Raw genomic sequence first — 21631 nt, 5'->3', positions numbered from 1 at the left:
TATCCTTTGCCGCCATTGTTCGTATTAGCTTTGTCTGTATAATCTCGACCCATAGGGTCAAGTCGACCCGTTGAACACAGAAAGGTAAGGCGACATGTTACAGCAAGATCCCGCTGCCCTGGTTGAAACGGTACTGCAAGGAGGCGTCATAGCCTATCCGACCGAGGCCGTTTATGGGCTGGGTTGTGACCCCGACAACGATGAGGCGATTCAGAAGCTGCTGGATTTAAAGCAGCGTCCATGGCAGAAAGGTTTGATCTTGGTCGCCAGCGATTTCAATCAGTTAACGCCCTATATCGATAGTTCTGTCCTCACCGAGGCACAGCTACAGTCGGCCTTCGACAAGTGGCCAGGCCCCTTTACCTTCATCATGCCGAAACGACCAGGGCTCTCTAGCCTCTTGAGTGGTCAGTTTGACTCCCTCGCCGTGCGCGTCTCTAATCATCCTGGCGTGCAGGCGCTATGTCAGGCGCTGGGTAAGCCCATCGTCTCGACCAGTGCCAACCTGACCGGGGAAGAGCCCGCCTTGACTCCAGAGGAAGTCATACGTCAGTTTGATGGCAAGATAGATGGTCTGGTGGCCGGTAGCCTGGGCGCCGAGCCTAAACCATCGACCATCATAGATGTGATCAGCGGAAAGATTTTACGATAACCATAGCAAGGAATTTTTATGAAGCCTGATGCCACCCAAGTCAAAGCATTCTTACTCGACCTGCAACAAAGGATCTGTGAAGGCCTGGAACAACTCGATGGCGAGGCCAAGTTTGTCGCCGACTCCTGGGAGCGGGAAGAGGGCGGTGGCGGCACCAGCCGCGTATTGACTAAGGGCAAGGTGTTTGAGCAGGCCGGAGTAAACTTTTCCCACGTGACAGGTGCGGCCATGCCGGCATCGGCTACCGCCCATAGACCCGAGCTGGCCGGACGCAGCTTCGAGGCCATGGGCGTCTCCCTGGTGATCCATCCAAACAACCCCTATGTGCCGACGACCCACGCCAACGTGCGCTTCTTCATCGCCGAGAAAGAGGGGGCGGATCCCGTTTGGTGGTTTGGCGGCGGCTTCGATCTGACCCCTTACTATCCGTTCGAAGAGGATGTGGTGGCCTGGCATCAGAGTGCCAAGGCATTGTGTGAGCCCTTCGGTGAAGACGTTTACCCTAAATATAAGAAATGGTGCGACGAGTATTTCTTCCTGCCACATCGTAACGAGACCCGTGGTGTCGGCGGCCTCTTCTTCGACGATCTTAACGAGCCAGGGTTCGAAAACAGCTTCGCCTTCATGCAGGCGGTGGGCGAAGGCTTCCTGAAGGCCTATGCCCCTATCGTCGAGAAGCGTAAAGAGACGGCATACGGTGAGCGTGAGCGTGATTTCCAACTCTATCGCCGTGGCCGCTACGTGGAATTTAACCTTGTGTATGACAGAGGCACACTATTTGGCCTGCAGACCGGCGGTCGTACCGAGTCTATCCTGATGTCTATGCCGCCGCTGGTGCGCTGGCAGTATGCCTATACCCCTGAGGCGGGCAGCCCAGAGGCCGAGCTTTACAGCGATTTCCTCAAGCCGAGAGAGTGGTTAGAGGCATAAGGAATATAAAAAAGGGCTCAAATGAGCCCTTTTTTAATCAGGACAATGGCAATACTTTATTGGTTGCGCATATGGTCGGCGAGCGTCGAGATCGCCTGGTAGATGGCTTCCCTGTGTTGCGGCTCTTTAATCTCTATCGCCAATGCCCGCTGCATGCAGAGTAGCCATTGATCGCGCATCGTCTCGTCTATGCTAAAGGGCATGTGTCTTGCGCGCAGGGCCGGATGCCCATGACGTTGATGAAACAGCTGGGGGCCGCCCAGCCAGCCGCTGAGAAATTCAAACAGCTTCTGTTCCGACTCGGCAATGGGGGATCTATGCATGGCCAGTAAGGCCTGGGTATCTGGGCTGGTCTGCATCTGATGGTAAAACTGCTTGGCAAGCGCGCGGATCACCTTCTCTCCACCAATTTTGTCATAGGCGTTCGATTGCTGAGGATCGCGCTCGGCCGAAGGCTTAGCCATCATCTTTTTTAACCACTTCATCTGACTCTCTCGCGGGCTCTGTTTTACCAGTGTTGGATTTCAAACGGCACACTAGCCGATTCTCCGGTCGCAATCAATCCAAGTTTCCCTGAAGAGATTGCATGCTGGCACCCTTTGCTTCACCGAAAAAGCTCAGTAGACTGAGCGCAATCGAATCAAATAGAGACCATATCCCCATGACGCAGCAGGTGCAAGACAGATACGCCGTATTTGGCCATCCCATAGGGCATAGCAAATCCCCGGCTATTCATCAGGCGTTCGCCAAGTCGACGGGCGAGTCGCTGCAATATGAAGCCATCTTGGCGCCCCTCGATGGTTTCGCCGAATCTCTGCAAGCTTTCTTCGAACATGGTGGCAAGGGGGCCAACGTGACCCTGCCGTTCAAAGAGCAGGCCTATGCCTTGTGTGATTGCCTGGGTGATGAGGCCAAGCTTGCCGGCGCCGTGAACACCCTCACTCTCCTGGGCGATGGCCGCATCAAGGGCGACAATACCGATGGCTTGGGGCTGGTGGCGGATCTCGAGCGTCACCTTGGTAGCCTGTGCGGTAAGAGTGTCTTACTCATCGGCGCAGGTGGCGCGGCGCGCGGCGCCATATTGCCGCTGCTGAATGCCGGTATCGACTCTTTGACAATACATAACCGTACCCATAGCAAGGCGGAGCAACTGGCCGAGGCATTTAAGGCCTATGGTCAGGTGAAAGCCAGTACCTTGGATCAACTGACTCATAGCTTCGATATAGTGATCAACTCAACCTCAGCCAGTTTGAGTGGCGAGCTGCCGAATCTGCCCAAGGCGATTATCGCCACCCATAGCGTCTGCTACGATATGATGTATGGCCGGGAGCTCACCGCCTTTAATCGCTGGGCCTTAGACCAGGGGGCGAGTCAGACGATCGATGGTCTGGGGATGCTGGTGGGACAGGCTGCCAAGAGCTTCGCCATCTGGCGCGGTGTCGAGCCCGCCGTCGAGCCCGTATTGGCGACGCTGCGTAGTGACCTCGCGGCGCAGGTGTGATAAGCACTCATATCGATTGGCAACAGGAGTAATGGGCCATGAACCAAAGCATCATATTTACCGAGCAACTGACCTGGGATGCCCAGCTAAGCGCCATTCATTTTACGGCGCAGCAGCAAGGAATGGTGATCGATTGCTACATAGGGCAGAAGGTGCTGGAGCATCTTGCGGCAGAGAAGATTAACAACAGCGAACAGGCGCTTTCCTTGTTTGAGCAGTTTCGTTTCGATATCGAGGAGCAGGCAGAAAAGTTGATCGAGCAGGAGGCGTTCGACGTTCAGGGTCATATCCAGGTAGAGCGTGTCGATTAATTTGCGCTGCTATCTTTCGCTACTGACTACTTCTAGTCGTCATAAAGGCGTCGAGATATCGACGCCTTTTAAATCCAGGCTTTTTAAGGTTTAGCTAGTTAAGGCCTAACTATGTCCAGCCAGCCGATAAACGTCTAGGTCGGTAAATCCTGTAACGCCTCTTCAATGTATTCGTTCTTCAGGCGGACATAGTTGTCGGCCGATTCGGGGAGGAATTTTATCTCTGCCTCGGTCAGCGCTCTTACCTTCTTAGCTGGACTGCCTACATAGAGATGGCCACTCTCCAGTGTCTTGCCTGGGGGCACCAAAGAACCCGCGCCTAAGATCACGTCATCTTCTATCACCGCGCCGTCCAGTATGATGGCGCCCATGCCGATAAGGATACGATTACCCACTTGGCAGCCATGCAACATCGCCTTATGGCCTATGGTGACATCGTCGCCGATAAGCAGTGGATGACCCTCGGGGCGGCTGGCCGACTTACGGGTCACATGTAATATGGTGCCATCCTGCACGTTCGAACGTTTACCAATGCGGATATGATTCACATCGCCTCGCGCTGCCACCATGGGCCAGACGCTGGCATCTGTGTCTAATGCAATATCGCCGACGAGTACACAGGCTTCATCAATATACACACTGGCATCAAATTGTGGGCTAACGCCCTTATAGGCACGGATAGATTTTGTCATGGCTAGGTCCTTAAAACGGCCAAATGAGTGAGGGTCACCCAGTATAATGGGGAAAAAGTAGCTAGTCAGGCGAAAAAGCGTGCAAACAATGCAAAAGTAGCACTTTTCTTTAAAAAAGCCCTTGCGTAAAAGTTTCTGCTCCCTATAATGCGCTCCCACTGACACGGCAAACGGCGCTGCTTAGCGACGATAACAGCCTTCAGATGGTCCGAGTGAAAAGTTGAAAAACTTCTTAAAAATCACTTGACGCCAACATCGGGAAGTGTAGAATACGCATCCCTAAGCCAACGGCCCGGCGCCAGCGGCGGCATCGAAAATAATGATGCAATGCTCTTTAACAAGATAAAACAAGAAATCTGTGTGGGCACTCACAGGTATTGAGTTAATCGAAAACGATTTAAATCTCAATGCATGATTTACTAAATCTAGTTTCACTAGAGATAGTGAGTGTTCATAGCAATATGTACAAACATGTAGATGATTCTTCCGAGTCATTTATGTGAATCAGAATTCATTGAGTCGGACTTAGGTCCACAAAAACTTTTAATTGAAGAGTTTGATCATGGCTCAGATTGAACGCTGGCGGCAGGCCTAACACATGCAAGTCGAGCGGTAACAGAAAGTAGCTTGCTACTTTGCTGACGAGCGGCGGACGGGTGAGTAATGCCTAGGGAACTGCCCAGTCGAGGGGGATAACAGTTGGAAACGACTGCTAATACCGCATACGCCCTACGGGGGAAAAGAGGGGATCTTCGGACCTTCTGCGATTGGATGTACCTAGGTGGGATTAGCTAGTAGGTGAGGTAATGGCTCACCTAGGCGACGATCCCTAGCTGTTCTGAGAGGATGATCAGCCACACTGGGACTGAGACACGGCCCAGACTCCTACGGGAGGCAGCAGTGGGGAATATTGCACAATGGGCGCAAGCCTGATGCAGCCATGCCGCGTGTGTGAAGAAGGCCTTCGGGTTGTAAAGCACTTTCAGCGAGGAGGAAAGGTTAACGGTTAATACCCGTTAGCTGTGACGTTACTCGCAGAAGAAGCACCGGCTAACTTCGTGCCAGCAGCCGCGGTAATACGAGGGGTGCAAGCGTTAATCGGAATTACTGGGCGTAAAGCGTACGCAGGCGGTTGATTAAGCGAGATGTGAAAGCCCCGGGCTTAACCTGGGAACTGCATTTCGAACTGGTCAACTAGAGTCTTGTAGAGGGGGGTAGAATTTCAGGTGTAGCGGTGAAATGCGTAGAGATCTGAAGGAATACCGGTGGCGAAGGCGGCCCCCTGGACAAAGACTGACGCTCAGGTACGAAAGCGTGGGGAGCAAACAGGATTAGATACCCTGGTAGTCCACGCCGTAAACGATGTCTACTCGGAATTTGGTGTCTTGAACACTGGGTTCTCAAGCTAACGCATTAAGTAGACCGCCTGGGGAGTACGGCCGCAAGGTTAAAACTCAAATGAATTGACGGGGGCCCGCACAAGCGGTGGAGCATGTGGTTTAATTCGATGCAACGCGAAGAACCTTACCTACTCTTGACATCCAGAGAACTTTCCAGAGATGGATTGGTGCCTTCGGGAACTCTGAGACAGGTGCTGCATGGCTGTCGTCAGCTCGTGTTGTGAAATGTTGGGTTAAGTCCCGCAACGAGCGCAACCCTTATCCTTACTTGCCAGCGGGTAATGCCGGGAACTTTAGGGAGACTGCCGGTGATAAACCGGAGGAAGGTGGGGACGACGTCAAGTCATCATGGCCCTTACGAGTAGGGCTACACACGTGCTACAATGGTCGGTACAGAGGGTTGCGAAGCCGCGAGGTGGAGCTAATCTCACAAAGCCGGTCGTAGTCCGGATTGGAGTCTGCAACTCGACTCCATGAAGTCGGAATCGCTAGTAATCGTGGATCAGAATGCCACGGTGAATACGTTCCCGGGCCTTGTACACACCGCCCGTCACACCATGGGAGTGGGCTGCACCAGAAGTAGATAGCTTAACCTTCGGGAGGGCGTTTACCACGGTGTGGTTCATGACTGGGGTGAAGTCGTAACAAGGTAGCCCTAGGGGAACCTGGGGCTGGATCACCTCCTTACCTATACGATTGACTGATATTTGTTGAGTGTTCACACAGATAACTTGTTCTTGTTAGAGCGAGTGGCACGTCCGAGCGACGATGCTTGTTCTTTAAAAATTTGGAAAGCTGATAGTAATAACCGAAAGGTTATTGCGAAAATAATTGAGTTCTCAAAACACACTTTAATCAAGTGACTTGAGTATTCTTTTGGCGAAAGTTGAAACCATTAGTTGCGATGCAGCTCAGATGAAACTCATTTGGGTTGTATGGTTAAGTGACTAAGCGTATACGGTGGATGCCTTGGCAGTCAGAGGCGATGAAGGACGTAGTAACTTGCGAAAAGCGTTGGCGAGCTAGTAACAAGCATTTGAGCTAACGATGTCCGAATGGGGAAACCCGGCACCATAAGGTGTCATCACTAAGTGAATACATAGCTTAGTGAGGCGAACGAGGGGAACTGAAACATCTAAGTACCCTTAGGAAAAGAAATCAACCGAGATTCCCCTAGTAGCGGCGAGCGAACGGGGATTAGCCCTTAAGCCTAGAGGGTGTTAGTGGAATGTGTTGGAAAGCACAGCGATACAGGGTGATAGCCCCGTACATGAAAACTAACTTTAGGTGAAAACGAGTAGGACGGGACACGTGATATCTTGTTCGAATATGGGGGGACCATCCTCCAAGGCTAAATACTCCTGACTGACCGATAGTGAACCAGTACCGTGAGGGAAAGGCGAAAAGAACCCCTGTGAGGGGAGTGAAATAGAACCTGAAACCGTATACGTACAAGCAGTGGGAGCGGTTCTTGAGACCGTGACTGCGTACCTTTTGTATAATGGGTCAGCGACTTACATTTTGTAGCGAGGTTAAGCGAATAGCGGAGCCGTAGGGAAACCGAGTGTTAACTGCGCGTTTAGTTGCAAGGTGTAGACCCGAAACCCGGTGATCTAGCCATGGGCAGGTTGAAGGTTGAGTAACATCAACTGGAGGACCGAACACACGTATGTTGAAAAATGCGGTGATGACTTGTGGCTGGGGGTGAAAGGCCAATCAAACCGGGAGATATCTGGTTCTCCTCGAAAGCTATTTAGGTAGCGCCTCGAGCGAATACCATTGGGGGTAGAGCACTGTTAAGGCTAGGGGGTCATCCCGACTTACCAACCCTTTGCAAACTCCGAATACCAATGAGTACTACTCGGGAGACACACGGCGGGTGCTAACGTCCGTCGTGAAAAGGGAAACAACCCAGACCATCAGCTAAGGTCCCAAAGTTATTGCTAAGTGGGAAACGATGTGGGAAGGCTTAGACAGCTAGGATGTTGGCTTAGAAGCAGCCATCATTTAAAGAAAGCGTAATAGCTCACTAGTCGAGTCGGCCTGCGCGGAAGATATAACGGGGCTAAGCAATACACCGAAGCTATGGGTACTAGCGCTTGCGCTGGTGCGGTAGAGGAGCGTTCTGTAAGCCGTTGAAGGTGAAGGGGTAACCCACGCTGGAGGTATCAGAAGTGCGAATGCTGACATGAGTAACGATAAAGGGGGTGAAAAACCTCCTCGCCGAAAGACCAAGGGTTCCTGTCCAACGTTAATCGGGGCAGGGTGAGTCGACCCCTAAGGCGAGGCCGAAAGGCGTAGTCGATGGGAAACGGGTTAATATTCCCGTACTTCTGCTAACTGCGATGGAGAGACGGAGAAGGCTAGGCTAGCGCGGCGTTGGTTGTCCGCGTTTAAGGCTGTAGGTAGGGTGCTTAGGCAAATCCGGGCACCTAATACTGAGAGTTGATGACGAGTCACTACGGTGATGAAGTAGTTGATGCCATGCTTCCAGGAAAATCTTCTAAGCTTCAGGTTAGCAGGAATCGTACCCCAAACCGACACAGGTGGTCGGGTAGAGAATACCAAGGCGCTTGAGAGAACTCGGCTGAAGGAACTAGGCAAAATGGTACCGTAACTTCGGGAGAAGGTACGCTCCTGTTGGTGATGAGACTTGCTCTCTAAGCTGACGGGAGTCGCAGATACCAGGTGGCTGCAACTGTTTATCAAAAACACAGCACTGTGCAAAATCGCAAGATGACGTATACGGTGTGACGCCTGCCCGGTGCCGGAAGGTTAATTGATTGGGTTATCTTCGGAGAAGCTCATGATCGAAGCCCCGGTAAACGGCGGCCGTAACTATAACGGTCCTAAGGTAGCGAAATTCCTTGTCGGGTAAGTTCCGACCTGCACGAATGGCGTAATGATGGCCACGCTGTCTCCAGCCGAGACTCAGTGAAGTTGAAATTGCGGTGAAGATGCCGTATACCCGCGGCTAGACGGAAAGACCCCGTGAACCTTTACTATAGCTTGGCACTGAACATTGACCCTACATGTGTAGGATAGGTGGGAGACTTTGAAGCGGGAACGCCAGTTCTCGTGGAGTCATCCTTGAAATACCACCCTTGTAGTGTTGATGTTCTAACTCTGGCCCCTGAATCGGGGTTGAGGACAGTGCCTGGTGGGTAGTTTGACTGGGGCGGTCTCCTCCCAAAGAGTAACGGAGGAGCACGAAGGTTGGCTAAGTACGGTCGGACATCGTACGGTTAGTGCAATGGCATAAGCCAGCTTAACTGCGAGACATACACGTCGAGCAGGTGCGAAAGCAGGTCATAGTGATCCGGTGGTTCTGAATGGAAGGGCCATCGCTCAACGGATAAAAGGTACTCCGGGGATAACAGGCTGATACCGCCCAAGAGTTCATATCGACGGCGGTGTTTGGCACCTCGATGTCGGCTCATCACATCCTGGGGCTGAAGTCGGTCCCAAGGGTATGGCTGTTCGCCATTTAAAGTGGTACGCGAGCTGGGTTCAGAACGTCGTGAGACAGTTCGGTCCCTATCTGCCGTGGGCGTTGGATGATTGAAGGGAGCTGCTCCTAGTACGAGAGGACCGGAGTGGACGAACCGCTGGTGTTCGGGTTGTCATGCCAATGGCATTGCCCGGTAGCTACGTTCGGAATCGATAACCGCTGAAAGCATCTAAGCGGGAAGCGAGCCCTAAGATGAGTCATCCCTAGACCTTTAAGGTCTCTAAAGAGCCGTCCGAGACTAGGACGTTGATAGGCAGGGTGTGTAAGCGTTGTGAGGCGTTGAGCTAACCTGTACTAATGACTCGTGAGGCTTAACCATACAACCCAAAAGGGTTTTACTGCAAAGTAAGTAATGGTTTACCGAATCAAAAGAATACAAAGTACTTGATTGAAGTGCGAACTCAGATTGACTCTTGAATAAAGAGTACAGCTTTCCGAATTTCCAATTTTGTCTGGAAACCATAGCATTGTGGTCCCACCTGATCCCATCCCGAACTCAGAAGTGAAACGCAATCGCGCCGATGGTAGTGTGGGGTCTCCCCATGTGAGAGTAGGTCATTTCCAGGCGCCTAATTTAGTATCCCGCGTAAGCGTTTTACTAAAGGAGCGGTAGTTCAGTTGGTTAGAATACCGGCCTGTCACGCCGGGGGTCGCGGGTTCGAGTCCCGTCCGCTCCGCCAACATTAAGACGAAAGCCTCTGCAGTAATGCAGAGGCTTTTTTCGTTGTGTGCAAAAAGCTTGTGGTCGAGAGCAGAAGTTCAGCTGTGCTGAGATTATTCCTGATAATCTACAGCATTCACTCCTTCCATGGCGTTTTTAGGCTCTGTCTCAATAGAAAGTGAGAGTGCGGGTTCGAGTCCCGTCCTCCCCAGCTCGTTTCACTTCGCGCGCATGAGCCCATCACTTTGCGATATGCGCCCACCAACATTAAGACGAAAGCCTCTGCATGCTCTTGTACATAAGAGTGCAGAGGCTTTTTTCGTTTCTGGCTTTCACTAGCTTAAGCCGTCCTAGCTTATCTCTATATGCTTATAGCTAAATGCAATAATGTTTAGTCACTAAGTAACTTAAATGTGGCATAATCGGCACAAACACACGCAATTGATCCTGTATTGATAAGATGTGTTACGTCTGACGACCCTTTTTTAGGTGCAGTGGCTTTGCTGAAATTTTTCTCACGTCCCTCGCTCATTCTCTTCGCACCTCTGGTGTGTGTCTTGCTGTTTGCGTTTTTTATTACCAGTAGCTACTTTGTCGAGCGTCAGCAACGTCGAGATTATGTGTCCGCCTCCCAGGTAGAGCACTTGTCTCAGGGGCTGATGCGGATGAATCACCTAGTAGCGATGGCGGCCAAGGCGCAAGACTTCACGCGGGTGGAAGAGGAACTGGCCCTGCTCGGTAGCGATATTCGTCTCTCTGTGTATACGCTTATCGATCGCAGGGGTAACATACGCTTTGCAAATCATGGGGTATGGCGCGACAGCTCGGCGCAGTTGGTGATCGATGGTTACGAGAGCCTGGCCCACGATGACAGCGTCGCAGAGGGCAGATCTCGCATCTACTTCAATGATAAGCGTCAGTCGATCCAGGCCTATTATCCTATCACCCCACAGCTCTCCTCTCTGTCGGTCGAACGTCCCGAACTCATCTATCTCGAATATGATATGGCGCCCATGCTGGCCGCTAGCGATGAAACCGTTTTAGTCGGCTTGATGCGAACGGGCGCGATTGCCTTGGCGACCGCCTTGGTCTTGCTCGGCCTGTTTTACTATTTCGTGTTGTCGCCGATTCGCTATCTGAGTCGCCAGGCGGCGGCCCTGGGCCAGCGTGAAACCGATTCCAGGCAAAAGACAATCGAGTCTCCCTTCATTGAATTGCATAGCCTGGAGCAGAATCTTAGTCGCTTTAAGGATAGGTTCCAACAGGGGGCGAAACAGCTTAAGGATAGCGAGCAGAGATGGCTGTTTGCCGTAGAGGTCTCACGTTATGGTATCTGGGACTGGAACCTGGAGGACAATAGCGTATTTCTCTCCGACCGCTGGAAGGATATGTTGGGCTACGGGCCTGAAGACTTAGTGCCCGAGCTGGCAACCTGGGAGAGCCGGCTGCACCCCGAGGACAAAGAGGGGATACTCAAAAACCTTAACGCCTACCTCAATGGGGAAACCGAGGAGTTTGAGAGCGTGCATCGACTGCGTCATCAGCAGGGGCATTACATCTGGGTGCTCGACAGGGGGATGACAGTCGAGTGGAACGAGAAGGGTAAGCCGCTACGCATGATAGGCACGCTGTCCGATGTGACAGAGGATATTCGTAACCAGAAGGCGGCGATGCATCAGGCCAAGCACGACCCGCTCACGGATCTTGCCAATCGCCGGGCCTTGATGGACGCCCTGTATCAGCAGCAGGATGAGTCGGGAAGCTGCGCGGCCTTGTTTATGCTGGATCTGGATAACTTTAAGGTAGTCAACGATGCCCTCGGGCATCATGGTGGCGACAGACTGCTGATCCAGATTGCTGCCAGGTTATCCAGTTACTTCTCTTCTAACTCGTTGATCGCCCGTGTGGCCGCCGATGAGTTCGTGGTTCTGGTGAAGAAGCTGCCGGAGGATCTTCTCGGTGCCCAGCGTCGAGCTCAGGCCCTGGCGAGTCAGATGCGTCAGCTGATCGCCCGCAGCTTCCACATCAGTGGCCATACCTTTAATCTCTCCGCCAGTGTGGGGATCGCCATCATCGATCCAAGCGAGGCGATCCCGCCGGAGCAACAATTAAAACGGGTCAATATGGCGCTGGCTCAGGCGAAGGAGAGTGGACGCGATGCCTGTGTGGTCTACAGCAGTGAGATGGATAAGCGTGCCGCACAAAATCTGATGATCCGCACCGAGCTGGTCCACGCCGTCGCACGTCATCAGTTGTCTCTCTTCTACCAGCCTTTGCTAAACGCCAAGGGCGAGATCGCCTCGGTCGAGGCATTGCTGCGCTGGCACCATCCACAGCATGGGGCTATCTCGCCGGCCGACTTTATCCCTGTGGCCGAGGGTAGCGCCCTGATCGTCGAACTGGGTGAGTGGGTGTTGTTGGAGGCCTGCCGTTTCATTCGTGGGTTACAGGAACAAGGTATTCGCCCACCTATGGTCTCGATCAATGTCAGCGCGCGTCAGTTCCACCAGGATGAGTTTGCACCTAAGTTACTGGCCATGCTAAAGGCTCAAGGCATCAGCCCTACCCATATCGAACTTGAGCTTACCGAGCATGTGTTATTGACAGATCTGCAGCAGGTGCGCCAGACCATGACGCAATTGAGAGAGGCGGGGATCAGCATCGCCGTGGATGACTTTGGTACGGGTTATAGCTCGCTGAGCTATCTGCAGGAGTTGCCGCTGAATCGCCTCAAGCTAGATGCCAGCTTTATCAGAGACATGGGTGATGGCGAGGCCTCTGCTTCTATCGTCAAGGCCATGATCGATATGTCTCACAGCCTGAATCTTGAGTTTGTCGCCGAGGGCGTGGAGATCCAGTCTCAGTTCGAGCTGCTCAAGGCTTATCGCTGCGACCTGTATCAAGGTTATCTATTCCACCGCCCCATGCCGGGCGAAGAGTTGGCTCGCCTGCTGGTAAGGCTTGGAGATAGGCCGCTGCTATCAAGCGTGTAGGCTGAAAAAGTCTGCCAGTTGTCCCAGCGCCTGGTTGCGGGCGCTATCCCTTTCGATAAAGATCTCATGACGGGCATGGGCGACCTTAAACAGGTGGCAATGCTCTCCCCTGGCTGCATCTTGCGCGCGATTGTCGACGATGGAGTCTTCCTCTGCCTGTAAGATCAAGATAGGCGTCTGAGTGTGTTTCGCGGCTTCTACTGCTTGCTCGCAGGCATCGAGGGACTCGGTTAGCCAACGGTTGGTGGGGGAGCCCAGCTGCAGCTGCGGGTAGGTCTCATACAACCGACGATAGTCTTGATAGCGCTTAGCGCTATGGGTGAGTTCGTTTTGCTCGAAGGGGACGGGTTGATAGTTCTTGCCCCCTAAGACGTAGTTGGGCTTGTTGCTCGAGCCATTGTCCAGGTGTCCGGCCAACCAACGCACGAAGGGCTTAGGCATAGGCAGGCAGATGCCATACATGGGCGCCGATAACACGGCTGCATCAAACACATTTGGTGCCTGCTGCAGATACAGGGTCGCTATGGTGCCGCCCATGGAGTGCCCCACCAGAAACAGCTTATCATGTTGCTTGGGAATGACTAGGCTATCGACGAAGTGGCCAAGGTCATTCACATAGTCGGTAAATTTCTCTATGTGTCCCTGGTGCGGATTGTCGGTTAGCCTGTCTGAAAGCCCCTGTCCTCTGTGGTCCAGGGCGTAGACGCTATATCCCAGCTGATAGAGATCGAAGATCAGCTCTTGATACTTAAGGTAGGCCTCGACACGACCGCTGCTGATCACTATCGCCTGATTCGACTCGGGGTGAGCGGCCACGCAGTAGGCCAGCTTGAGTCCATCGCCTGTCGTCATATAACCCTGCTCGACACCCTGCCAGAAAGCATCTAGCTGCTGACGATTGTCAGTCAGTTCGCTGGAAAAAGCCGGCAGTGAGGTGGCGATAGTGTCAGTGCTTGTAGAGACTGGGGCTGTGGACATGGGCGATCTGAATTAAGGACAAGATGCCTGAGTGTAACACGATATCTTATGGCGATTAATGGCTTGAGGGGGCTAAGTTCCTCAAGCCATTAATACGCTGGAGGGGCTAGCGAGCGGCCTGAGCGGCGATGAAGTCATCTATCTGCTGTTCCAGCAGCGCCATGGGCACAGATCCATTGGCCAAGACGGCGTCATGGAAGGCGCGGATGTCGAACTTTTCACCCAGTGCCTGTTCGGCCTTGGCGCGTAAACGCTTGATGGTGAGTTCGCCTATCTTGTAGGACAGTGCCTGTCCCGGCCAGGAGATATACCTGTCTATCTCCGTCGTGACATTGTGAAGCGACAGCGCCGTATTGCCGGCCATATAGTCGATGGCCTGCTGACGTGTCCAACCCTTGGCGTGCATGCCTGTGTCGACCACCAGGCGGGCGGCGCGCCACATCTCGTAGGTCAGACGGCCGAAGTTGCTGTAGGGGTCTTGGTAGAAACCGCCTTCCAGTCCGAGATACTCAGAGTAGAGTCCCCAGCCCTCGCCAAAGGCCGAGATATAGCTGTAACGACGGAAGTTCGGCAGGGAGGTCAGCTCTTTGTTGAGGGAGATCTGCAGGTGATGGCCAGGTACGGCTTCGTGCAGGGTCAGGGCTTCTAATTCATACAGGGGACGTTTGTCCAAGGCATAAGTGTTGACCCAGTAATAGCCGGGCTGATCATCACCACTGGCGCCAGAATAACGCCCTGTGGTGTATTTGGGGGCGATCTCGGCGGGCACTTCCTGGATGCCATAGGGCGTGCGCGGCAGTTTGCCGAAGAACTTCGGCAGCATGGCATCGGCCTTCTTGGCGATATAGGCGGCCTCTTTCAACAGCTGCTCCGGGGTCTTGGCGTAGAACTGAGGATCGGTGCGCAGGAAGTGGAGGAAATCGGCGAAGCTGCCCTGATAGCCGAGCTTATCTATGATCGCCTGCATCTCGGCGCGAATGCGCTTAACCTCTTTTAGCCCGAGTTGGTGCACCTCGTCTGCGGTCATGGGCAGCGTAGTGTAGTAGCGTACGCGATTCTCATAGAAGGCTTTACCGTCGGGAAGATCATAGGCGGCAATACTTTGGCGTGCGCCTGGGATATATTCCTGGGTCATGAAATCATAGAAGGCCTGATAGCTGGGCAGTACGTTCTGCTCAATCAAAGCCTTGCCCTGCGCCGTCAACTCGGCTTTCTGAGTCTCGGTAAAGTGTTTGGGAAAGTGGGTGAAGGGCTTGAAATAACCGCTCTGTTCAACCGGTACTATGAAGGCGCTAATGCTCTCTTCGAAGCCATTTAAGACCACCTTAGCCGGGGTGATGCCTTCGGCCAGACCCTGTTTCAGCCAATAGGTCTGCTGCGCAAAATAACGGGGTAGAGCCTCAAGCTTGCTGAGGTAATTGCGGTAATCGGCCTCGCTGTTGAAGTTTCCCTTGGCGATGGAGGCGATATAGGCGTGAAAGCCGCTCTCTGCGGTGATCGGCAGATAATGGTCGTGGAAACGGTACTGATCGACACTGTTTTGTAACTGATAGATGAGTATCTGAGCGTCGATGCGATCGGCCTTATCGAGCGATGCCAAATCCAAGGCCTTGAGGCGTACCAACAGGGCCTGTTCGGCCTGGTTATGGTTTGCCAGCGCCTCGGGTGAGAGGTCGTCCAGTTTACCCGCCGCCTTCTCGTCTCCCTGTGCGTAGGCCATTTCTGGGCTAGACTCTAATCTAAGTTGCCAGGCATCGTCTATGATGCGCTGTAACTGCTGATGGCTCTGGCTGACACTGGTTTTGGGCGCCGTGGCGACATCCGCCGTAGGGGCCATTTGGCAGGCCGTGAGGCTGAGTAAGAGTAGGCAAGGGGCTAAGGGTTTATACATGGGTGGTCCTGTTGTCATTATTATGGGCCCAGGAATGGGTTTCACGATTATGCAATATTCAATTTGGCGGGTCACCCACGGCGCTAGATAAATTGTGAGCAGGTATTGCAGCAGAGTTAAGTCGAAAGCTGAACATAAGTCATGCATATCGTTAAAAAATGCATGTTATAGTTGCAACAACTTCAGACCAGACAAAAAACAATATTGGCTGAGGGGTTCAAATAGGGGTTAAATATGATTGATACATCCATTCCGTTGGTGGATCTGCATCGTCATCTTGATGGTAACGTCAGGGTGGAAACGATTTGGGACCTGGGCCACCAACACAATATTGCTTTACCTGCCGATAGCTTGGAAGGTTTGGCGCCTTTCGTTCAAATTCAGGGGAAAGAATCGAGTCTGGTGGCTTTTCTAAAGAAGCTCGACTGGATGGTTGCCGTTCTGGCGGATCTCGATGCGGTTAAACGTGTGGCCTATGAGAACGTCGCCGATGCGGCAATCTCTGGCTTGGATTACGCCGAGCTGAGATTCAGTCCTTACTATATGGCGATGAACCACAAGTTGCCGATAGAAGGCGTCGTCGAAGCCGTTATCGACGGGGTTAAGGCGGGGCTCAAGGACTATGAGGTGAAGATCAACCTGATCGGCATCATGTCTCGCTCTTTCGGTCAGGATGCCTGCATGCAGGAGCTTGACGCTCTGCTTGCCCATAAGCAGCATCTGGTGGCGATGGATCTGGCGGGGGATGAGCTAGGCTTCCCGGGCGCCCTGTTTAACGATCACTTCAAGAAGGTGCGTGACGCAGGGTTAGCCATTACGGCTCACGCCGGTGAGGCTGCAGGGGCCGAGAGTATGTGGCAGGCTATTCAGGAGCTGGGCGCTACCCGTATCGGCCATGGCGTCAATGCGATCCACGATCCTAAGCTGATGGAGTATCTGGCTGCCAACAGGATAGGCATAGAGTCCTGCCCAACCAGTAACCTGCACACCTCGACTGTGACCAGTTATCAGGAGCATCCGCTGCGCACCTTCATGGAGGCGGGCGTGTTGATCGGTCTTAACACAGACGATCCGGGCGTGAGTGCCATCGACATCAAACACGAGTATCGCACCGTGAAGCAGGAGATGGGCTTTAGCGATGCCGAGCTTGCACAGCTGCAACGTAACGGCGTGGAGATGGCCTTTATCTCCGATAGCGAGCGTAAGGCGCTCTATGCCGCCAAAGCCTAAGAAAGCAGAAACAAAAAAGCCGATGATGATTCATCGGCTTTTTTCATGTTCGGGGTTTAGATAACCCGTGAGAACTGCTGCTGACGTGCCTTGTCGCGGAAGTAGACATCGAAACAGATACAGATGTTGCGGATCAGCAGACGGCCGGTTTCGCCAACTGTGATCTTTCTGTCTTTGACTTCGACCAGCTTGTCGTCGATAAAGGTTTGAAGTAGCTTGAGATCTTCGGCGAAGTACTCTTCAAACTTAATGCCTAATCGCTCATCCATCTTGGCCATATCCAGATCGAAGTGGCAGATCAGCTGCTTGATCACGGCGCGGCGGATCTCGTCGTCACGATTAAGCTTGCAGCCTTTCCACAGGGCGTGGCCCTTCTCATCCACCGACTCATAGTAAGGGCGGATATCTTTCTGGTTCTGGGCGTAGCAATCGCCGATCTGGCTGATGGAGGAGACCCCAAGACCCAGAAGATCACACTCTTCCTGGGTAGTGTAACCCTGGAAGTTACGGTGCAGGCGACCTTCGTTCTGCAGGATGGCAAGCTCGTCATCCGGCTTGGCGAAGTGGTCCATGCCTATATACTGGTAGCCAGCACCCGTCAGCGTCTCGATAGTCTGGTGTAGCATCTCCAGCTTCTGCTGTGGTGTCGGCAGATGCTCGTCCTTAATCTTACGCTGGGCCGCGAAACGTGCCGGTAGGTGAGCGTAGTTAAACACAGAGAGTCTGTCTGGAGACAGATCCAGTACGCGCTGCATAGTCTCTGCAAAGCTCTGCGGTGTCTGGTGAGGCAGGCCGTAGATCAGGTCGATGTTGGTCGACACGAAGCCCATGGCTTTGGCCTTGGCGATCAGGTCGAAGATAAACTGCTCGTCCTGTTCACGGTTAACGGCAATCTGCACCTCTTTGTTGAAGTCCTGCACGCCGACCGAGATACGGTTGAAGCCAGCTTCTTTGAGGGTGTCTAGCATAGAGAGTTCGATCTCGCGTGGATCGACCTCGATAGAGTATTCACCCTCTTCGGCAATATTAAAGTGCTCTCTGAGCAGCGCCGACAGCCTGAGGATCTGCTCTGGGCTGAGGAAGGTTGGCGTACCGCCACCCCAGTGGATCTGGGTGACCTGATAATGCTTAAACAGCGGTGCGCGTTTGACGATCTCTGCCGCCAGGTATTCGATATATTGGTCGGCCTTGTGCTGGTGACGGGTGATCACCTTGTTGCAGCCGCAGTAGTAGCAGAGCTTAGCGCAGAAAGGAATGTGTAGATACAGCGACAGTTTATTGCTCTTACTGTTGGCAATAGAGGTGAGCAGGTCTTCTTCGGTGAAGGAGGCGTCAAATTCTAGTGCGGTCGGGTAAGAGGTATAACGAGGACCGCTGTAATTATATTTTTCGATCATTGACTGATCCCAACTAATTTGGGTGGGCTGCTTCAAGGCGTGTCCTCCGAGGGTGGTAAATTAGCAACTAGCGAAGTATGCAATGTTATTGAGTGAATAACATTGATCCAGGTTGCAAATTAGCACTGCAATTTATGTTAGCTGTCGAATATCCTTGTTTTCGGCTTAAATGTCTTGGTCTTAAGCCGTTTTTGTGCACCGACTCACGTCAGTGGCTGAGGTGGGCATAGGCTTTGGCCAGCAGGGCCACCTCGGCCATGATCTCGGCTTCCAGCGCCGATTCTGACTTCATTCTCTCTAAGTCTAGCTTCATACGCTGCTGCTTGGCCAACGCCTTACGCTGCTCCATGATAGGGTGGGATTCGATGATCTCATAATGCTTAAAGAGCGCCGGATACTGGTGTTTCACCTGCTCTGTGTGGCCGAGAATACTGAACAGCTTACCGATACGCATCACGCCCTCTGACAGTTCACAGCGCTCTTCGAGCATGGCGGCGGCGATATAGTGAATGTTGCCGAGTAGTTCCAGCTCCTTGGCGTCCGCCGCGGCTTGTTGGGCTTCGCGTTGCGCTTTTTGTCGTGCGGTTTGCTGTTTCAGCTTGAGTAACAGGCTGGCGGCATAGGCGGCCAGGCCTAAGATGATGATGGCGCCCAGGATGAGGAGTGTCGTAGTCATAATGCAATCCGAGGTGTTGGTTAGCTAGGTGTTAATCACAGAGGCGAGATAGAGAAATGGCATCGAATCGATGCCATTTGGGTTAGCCTGAGGCTAGTCTTTATCTTGATAATCTTTGAGCAGATCGGCGCCAGATTCAAACTTATCCAGCAGATCGTCGTCTGAGCCGACCGTGGTCTTCATCACATGCTCGAGGTCATCCTCTTCTGTGATGCCCAGGCGATCCATCAGGCGCTCGATCTCTGTTAGTTGCTTCTCTAACCAGGCCTGATCCGCATCGTTGAGATCCCGACCCTCTTCGAGCATGTCGAGCAGCTTGTTGAGTCTAGGATCTTCCTCTAGCTTCAGCAGTTTCTGTTCGTCGCTCATCTTAGGTGCCTTGGGCTGCTTGGCCACAGGCGCCTTAGTCGATAGCTCAAGTGCGACAGGCTTCTTGCTGCCGTGGCGAGGATCTTTGGCCTGTGCCGTGCCCGATTGCTTCTGTTGGATCTGCTTTTCGTTATGACGACTGCCCGCTTTATTGCCCGACTTCTGCTTCTTACCCGTGACGACACGGTCTTCTTTCTTGGTTCTAGGCGGACGTTTTGGCGCATTCTCATTGATCTTGCGCGATTTCTTACGGGTCATAACGTTAATCTCAACTACAAAAAATCGTGAACCTACCTAACCCTGAGTTAGATAAGTGAACTTGGGTCGCGTGTTATACCAGATCCTGTTGGTTTTTGCACCAAAATGAGATCTTTCGAGGCGAATAATAGCCTAAACTCGGCCTGGCTTGCCAAATATTGGAAGGTGGCTTGCTGATAAAAGCTGACATGGGTCAGATTGTTCTTGTGGTGCCATTTGGGAAAGCCCTGAAGCTCGGTGAGCAGCTGGGTGCTGATCGCCATCCAGCCGCCGGGTTTAAGCAGGGAACAAAGCAGCTGCCACTCCTTTCCAGGAAAGCGAAAGTGCTCGAAGACCCGATAACAACAGATGAAGTCGTATTCGAGTCTTAGCAGGGTATGATCCGGGGCGAAGTGTGGATCATACTGGTTGAGCTGATGGCCTCGCGCCTTGATGGCGTCTATCGCCTGTGGGTTTAGCAGTCGGCCGAAGTTGAGTCCTAGCAATGGGCCCTGAACCTGCTGCTCACACTGAGTGATTAGGCTCGACAGAAATTGTTGCAGCGGCTTGTCTTTACTATTGGCCGAGCGGTAGCGTTTTACCTCGGCGCTGGGCGGCAGATGAGAGTTGGCATCGGCAAACAGCAGCATGCAGCGCTTACAGCGATAGATGCAGCGTTTTCTATCTTGATAGAAGGGGGCGGTCTCTTCGCTGCTGCACAGGGGGCATCTTCGCATGGCTGGGGCATGACTCTTAAAGGCTGGGTTAATTGCTGCTAACCGGTTTAATTTACTGTAGGCCAAGCGGAAACAGAAGCGTATTTTTTGCCGTATATAAAAAAAGGCGACAGTATCACTGTCGCCTTCCAAAAAGTACCAAAGGTACTCAATTCTGATTCCAAGTTTCCTTACTTGCTATGCGACTCTCCCAGTCGGATTCCATCTTATTTTTTAATCTGCTTTCCATGCATAGTTATTTTCGTTTTCGGTCTTCCAGACGCTTTTTTTCTTTCCCTGTCGCCTTCCTGACCACAGCTTCCGTAGATGGTCTTCATTGACACATCACAATCCATATCGTCATCTTTGACGCCTAATAAACCATCCCTGTTCGGTTTACATTAAGTTCAGCAGTAAGCAGTTCAACTGTTTTCTGAACCGTAAGGAAAATGCTAATTAGCGCATTGGCCTTCCTAACCAATATCCTTACCAAGTTATTACGACCCGACTTCAGATGCGAAGTACTTCTCTTATTATTTTTAGTGAGTGGTCAAAAAATTATTATTATTTTTGCTTAACTTTATTCTTATATCTTAAATGTAATCACATACCGAAATCTGTTTATTGTTATTAGGTAGATTTTATACAAACAGCTGGGTTTACCTCGGTACGGGCACAATTAAAACGAAATCTGTGATCTATGTCAAGCATCAATTTTCAACAGTTTACGTAAACGTAAACTTGGGGCGGTTAAAAAGGGTGGTATAGACCACCCTTTCGTTATCCAGCGATTAATTACTTAATGCTTGAAATATATTTAGATAGTGCTTCGATATCTTCGCTGGTCAGCTTCTTGGCAACGTCTTGCATCATGCCGTTTAGGTCGTTGTTACGACTTGTATCGTGAAACTTATTCAGCTGGATCTTGATGTAGTTAGCGTGTTGGCCCGCGATAGCTGGGAAGCCTGCGGCCTCAGAACCTTTACCGTTAGGACCGTGACAGGCGATACATGCAGTCACACCACGTACGGCGTCACCACCCTTGTATAGTTGCTCACCCAGTTCAGGCACGTCTTTCACTTCGCTCATCGCAAGCTTTTGCGAAGAGAAGTAAGCCGCCAAATCTTCGATATCCTGATCCGACAATGCCGCCGCCATTGGGCTCATCATAGGATCGTTACGGCCTTCTTTACCGCCTGTGTGGGCAGCTTGACGCAGCTCGGTTAGCTGCTTCTTCAGGTAAGTTTCTTGTTGACCCGCAATCTTGGGGTACATGTCGATCATACTGTTACCATCAACACCGTGACAGGCAGAACAAATGATTGCTTTAGTTTTTCCCGCTTCAGCATCACCTGCTGCTAGAGCCGGAGTTGATAGAGTGGCTAACATCGATAGCGCAATAGCGAACTTTTTCATGGCGTTCCAACTTTTAGTTAAATTTTTTGTCCTGAGCTTACGAGAGTGACCTGCAAGCGTGATAAAATAT

Annotated in this window: 15 protein-coding genes, 1 tRNA gene and 3 rRNA genes; 10 read left to right on the top strand and 9 right to left on the bottom strand. The window is 52.2% G+C overall.

What is annotated here, in order from left to right:
* Positions 1 to 94 precede the first annotated feature (94 nt).
* Complete coding sequence (gene tsaC / locus K0J45_RS19130) at positions 95 to 652, top strand: L-threonylcarbamoyladenylate synthase type 1 TsaC (RefSeq protein ID WP_011867524.1); 558 nt, start codon at positions 95 to 97, stop codon at positions 650 to 652.
* Positions 653 to 670: 18 nt separating this feature from the next.
* Positions 671 to 1582, top strand: a complete 912-nt coding sequence (gene hemF / locus K0J45_RS19125) for an oxygen-dependent coproporphyrinogen oxidase (protein ID WP_220043712.1) — start codon at positions 671 to 673, stop codon at positions 1580 to 1582.
* Between the two features lie 56 nt (positions 1583 to 1638).
* On the opposite strand, the gene K0J45_RS19120 is transcribed toward hemF, so the two are convergent.
* Positions 1639 to 2067: a group II truncated hemoglobin gene (locus K0J45_RS19120; RefSeq protein ID WP_220043711.1), complete on the bottom strand. Its 429-nt coding sequence runs from the start codon at positions 2065 to 2067 to the stop codon at positions 1639 to 1641.
* Positions 2068 to 2255: 188 nt separating this feature from the next.
* On the opposite strand from K0J45_RS19120, the gene aroE reads away from it, so the two are divergent.
* Both aroE and K0J45_RS19110 read left to right on the top strand, forming a co-directional pair.
* Positions 2256 to 3083, top strand: coding sequence for a shikimate dehydrogenase (gene aroE / locus K0J45_RS19115; RefSeq protein ID WP_220045363.1), 828 nt, complete (start codon positions 2256 to 2258; stop codon positions 3081 to 3083).
* Between the two features lie 38 nt (positions 3084 to 3121).
* Entirely contained in the window at positions 3122 to 3394 is a 273-nt protein-coding gene (locus K0J45_RS19110; RefSeq protein WP_220043710.1) for a DUF1488 family protein, read from the top strand.
* 134 nt (positions 3395 to 3528) lie between these two features.
* Here the strand turns inward: K0J45_RS19110 and K0J45_RS19105 are convergent, their stop codons facing one another.
* Entirely contained in the window at positions 3529 to 4086 is a 558-nt protein-coding gene (locus tag K0J45_RS19105; RefSeq protein ID WP_011867519.1) for a gamma carbonic anhydrase family protein, read from the bottom strand.
* Between the two features lie 544 nt (positions 4087 to 4630).
* On the opposite strand from K0J45_RS19105, the gene K0J45_RS19100 reads away from it, so the two are divergent.
* The 5 genes from K0J45_RS19100 (at position 4631) to K0J45_RS19080 (ending at position 12651) form a co-directional block, all read left to right on the top strand.
* Positions 4631 to 6173 (top strand): 16S ribosomal RNA (locus K0J45_RS19100).
* Between the two features lie 250 nt (positions 6174 to 6423).
* A 23S ribosomal RNA gene (locus K0J45_RS19095) occupies positions 6424 to 9316 on the top strand.
* Between the two features lie 132 nt (positions 9317 to 9448).
* Positions 9449 to 9564, top strand: a 5S ribosomal RNA gene (gene rrf, locus K0J45_RS19090).
* Together the 16S, 23S and 5S rRNA genes with 1 tRNA gene alongside form the textbook arrangement of a ribosomal RNA operon.
* A 36-nt stretch (positions 9565 to 9600) precedes the next feature.
* Positions 9601 to 9677: transfer RNA gene (locus K0J45_RS19085), tRNA-Asp, on the top strand.
* Between the two features lie 481 nt (positions 9678 to 10158).
* Positions 10159 to 12651 (top strand): putative bifunctional diguanylate cyclase/phosphodiesterase, encoded by a 2493-nt coding sequence (locus tag K0J45_RS19080; protein WP_220043709.1) that lies wholly within the window; start codon positions 10159 to 10161, stop codon positions 12649 to 12651.
* Here the strand turns inward: K0J45_RS19080 and K0J45_RS19075 are convergent.
* Complete coding sequence (locus K0J45_RS19075) at positions 12640 to 13629, bottom strand: alpha/beta fold hydrolase (protein WP_258406729.1); 990 nt, start codon at positions 13627 to 13629, stop codon at positions 12640 to 12642. The genes K0J45_RS19080 and K0J45_RS19075 overlap by 12 nt on opposite strands.
* Positions 13630 to 13735: 106 nt before the next feature.
* Positions 13736 to 15520: a DUF885 domain-containing protein gene (locus tag K0J45_RS19070; RefSeq protein WP_220043708.1), complete on the bottom strand. Its 1785-nt coding sequence runs from the start codon at positions 15518 to 15520 to the stop codon at positions 13736 to 13738.
* Positions 15521 to 15754: 234 nt separating this feature from the next.
* Here K0J45_RS19070 and add point away from each other — a divergent pair, with 234 nt between their 5' ends.
* Positions 15755 to 16750 carry an adenosine deaminase gene (gene add, locus K0J45_RS19065; protein ID WP_144201259.1) on the top strand — a complete coding sequence of 332 codons (996 nt, stop codon included), beginning with the start codon at positions 15755 to 15757 and terminating at the stop codon, positions 16748 to 16750.
* A 56-nt stretch (positions 16751 to 16806) separates the two neighbouring features.
* Here the strand turns inward: add and hemN are convergent, their stop codons facing one another.
* From hemN to K0J45_RS19040, 5 genes are all read right to left on the bottom strand, one after another.
* Positions 16807 to 18183 carry an oxygen-independent coproporphyrinogen III oxidase gene (gene hemN / locus K0J45_RS19060; protein WP_144201261.1) on the bottom strand — a complete coding sequence of 459 codons (1377 nt, stop codon included), beginning with the start codon at positions 18181 to 18183 and terminating at the stop codon, positions 16807 to 16809.
* Positions 18184 to 18355: 172 nt separating this feature from the next.
* Positions 18356 to 18823, bottom strand: a complete 468-nt coding sequence (locus K0J45_RS19055) for a DUF2489 domain-containing protein (RefSeq protein WP_220043706.1) — start codon at positions 18821 to 18823, stop codon at positions 18356 to 18358.
* 93 nt (positions 18824 to 18916) lie between these two features.
* Positions 18917 to 19450 carry a Der GTPase-activating protein YihI gene (yihI, locus tag K0J45_RS19050; RefSeq protein ID WP_220043705.1) on the bottom strand — a complete coding sequence of 178 codons (534 nt, stop codon included), beginning with the start codon at positions 19448 to 19450 and terminating at the stop codon, positions 18917 to 18919.
* A gap of 47 nt (positions 19451 to 19497) precedes the next feature.
* The gene (locus K0J45_RS19045) at positions 19498 to 20166 is read right to left on the bottom strand and encodes a methyltransferase domain-containing protein (RefSeq protein WP_220043704.1); all 669 of its coding nucleotides are present in this window, start codon (positions 20164 to 20166) and stop codon (positions 19498 to 19500) included.
* A gap of 774 nt (positions 20167 to 20940) precedes the next feature.
* Positions 20941 to 21561 carry a c-type cytochrome gene (locus tag K0J45_RS19040; protein ID WP_220043703.1) on the bottom strand — a complete coding sequence of 207 codons (621 nt, stop codon included), beginning with the start codon at positions 21559 to 21561 and terminating at the stop codon, positions 20941 to 20943.
* Between the last annotated feature and the right edge of the window lie 70 nt (positions 21562 to 21631).

The sequence above is a fragment of the Shewanella alkalitolerans genome (genome assembly GCF_019457575.1).
GTDB lineage: Bacteria > Pseudomonadota > Gammaproteobacteria > Enterobacterales > Shewanellaceae > Shewanella > Shewanella loihica.
This window is presented reverse-complemented; position numbering and strand designations above follow the sequence as displayed.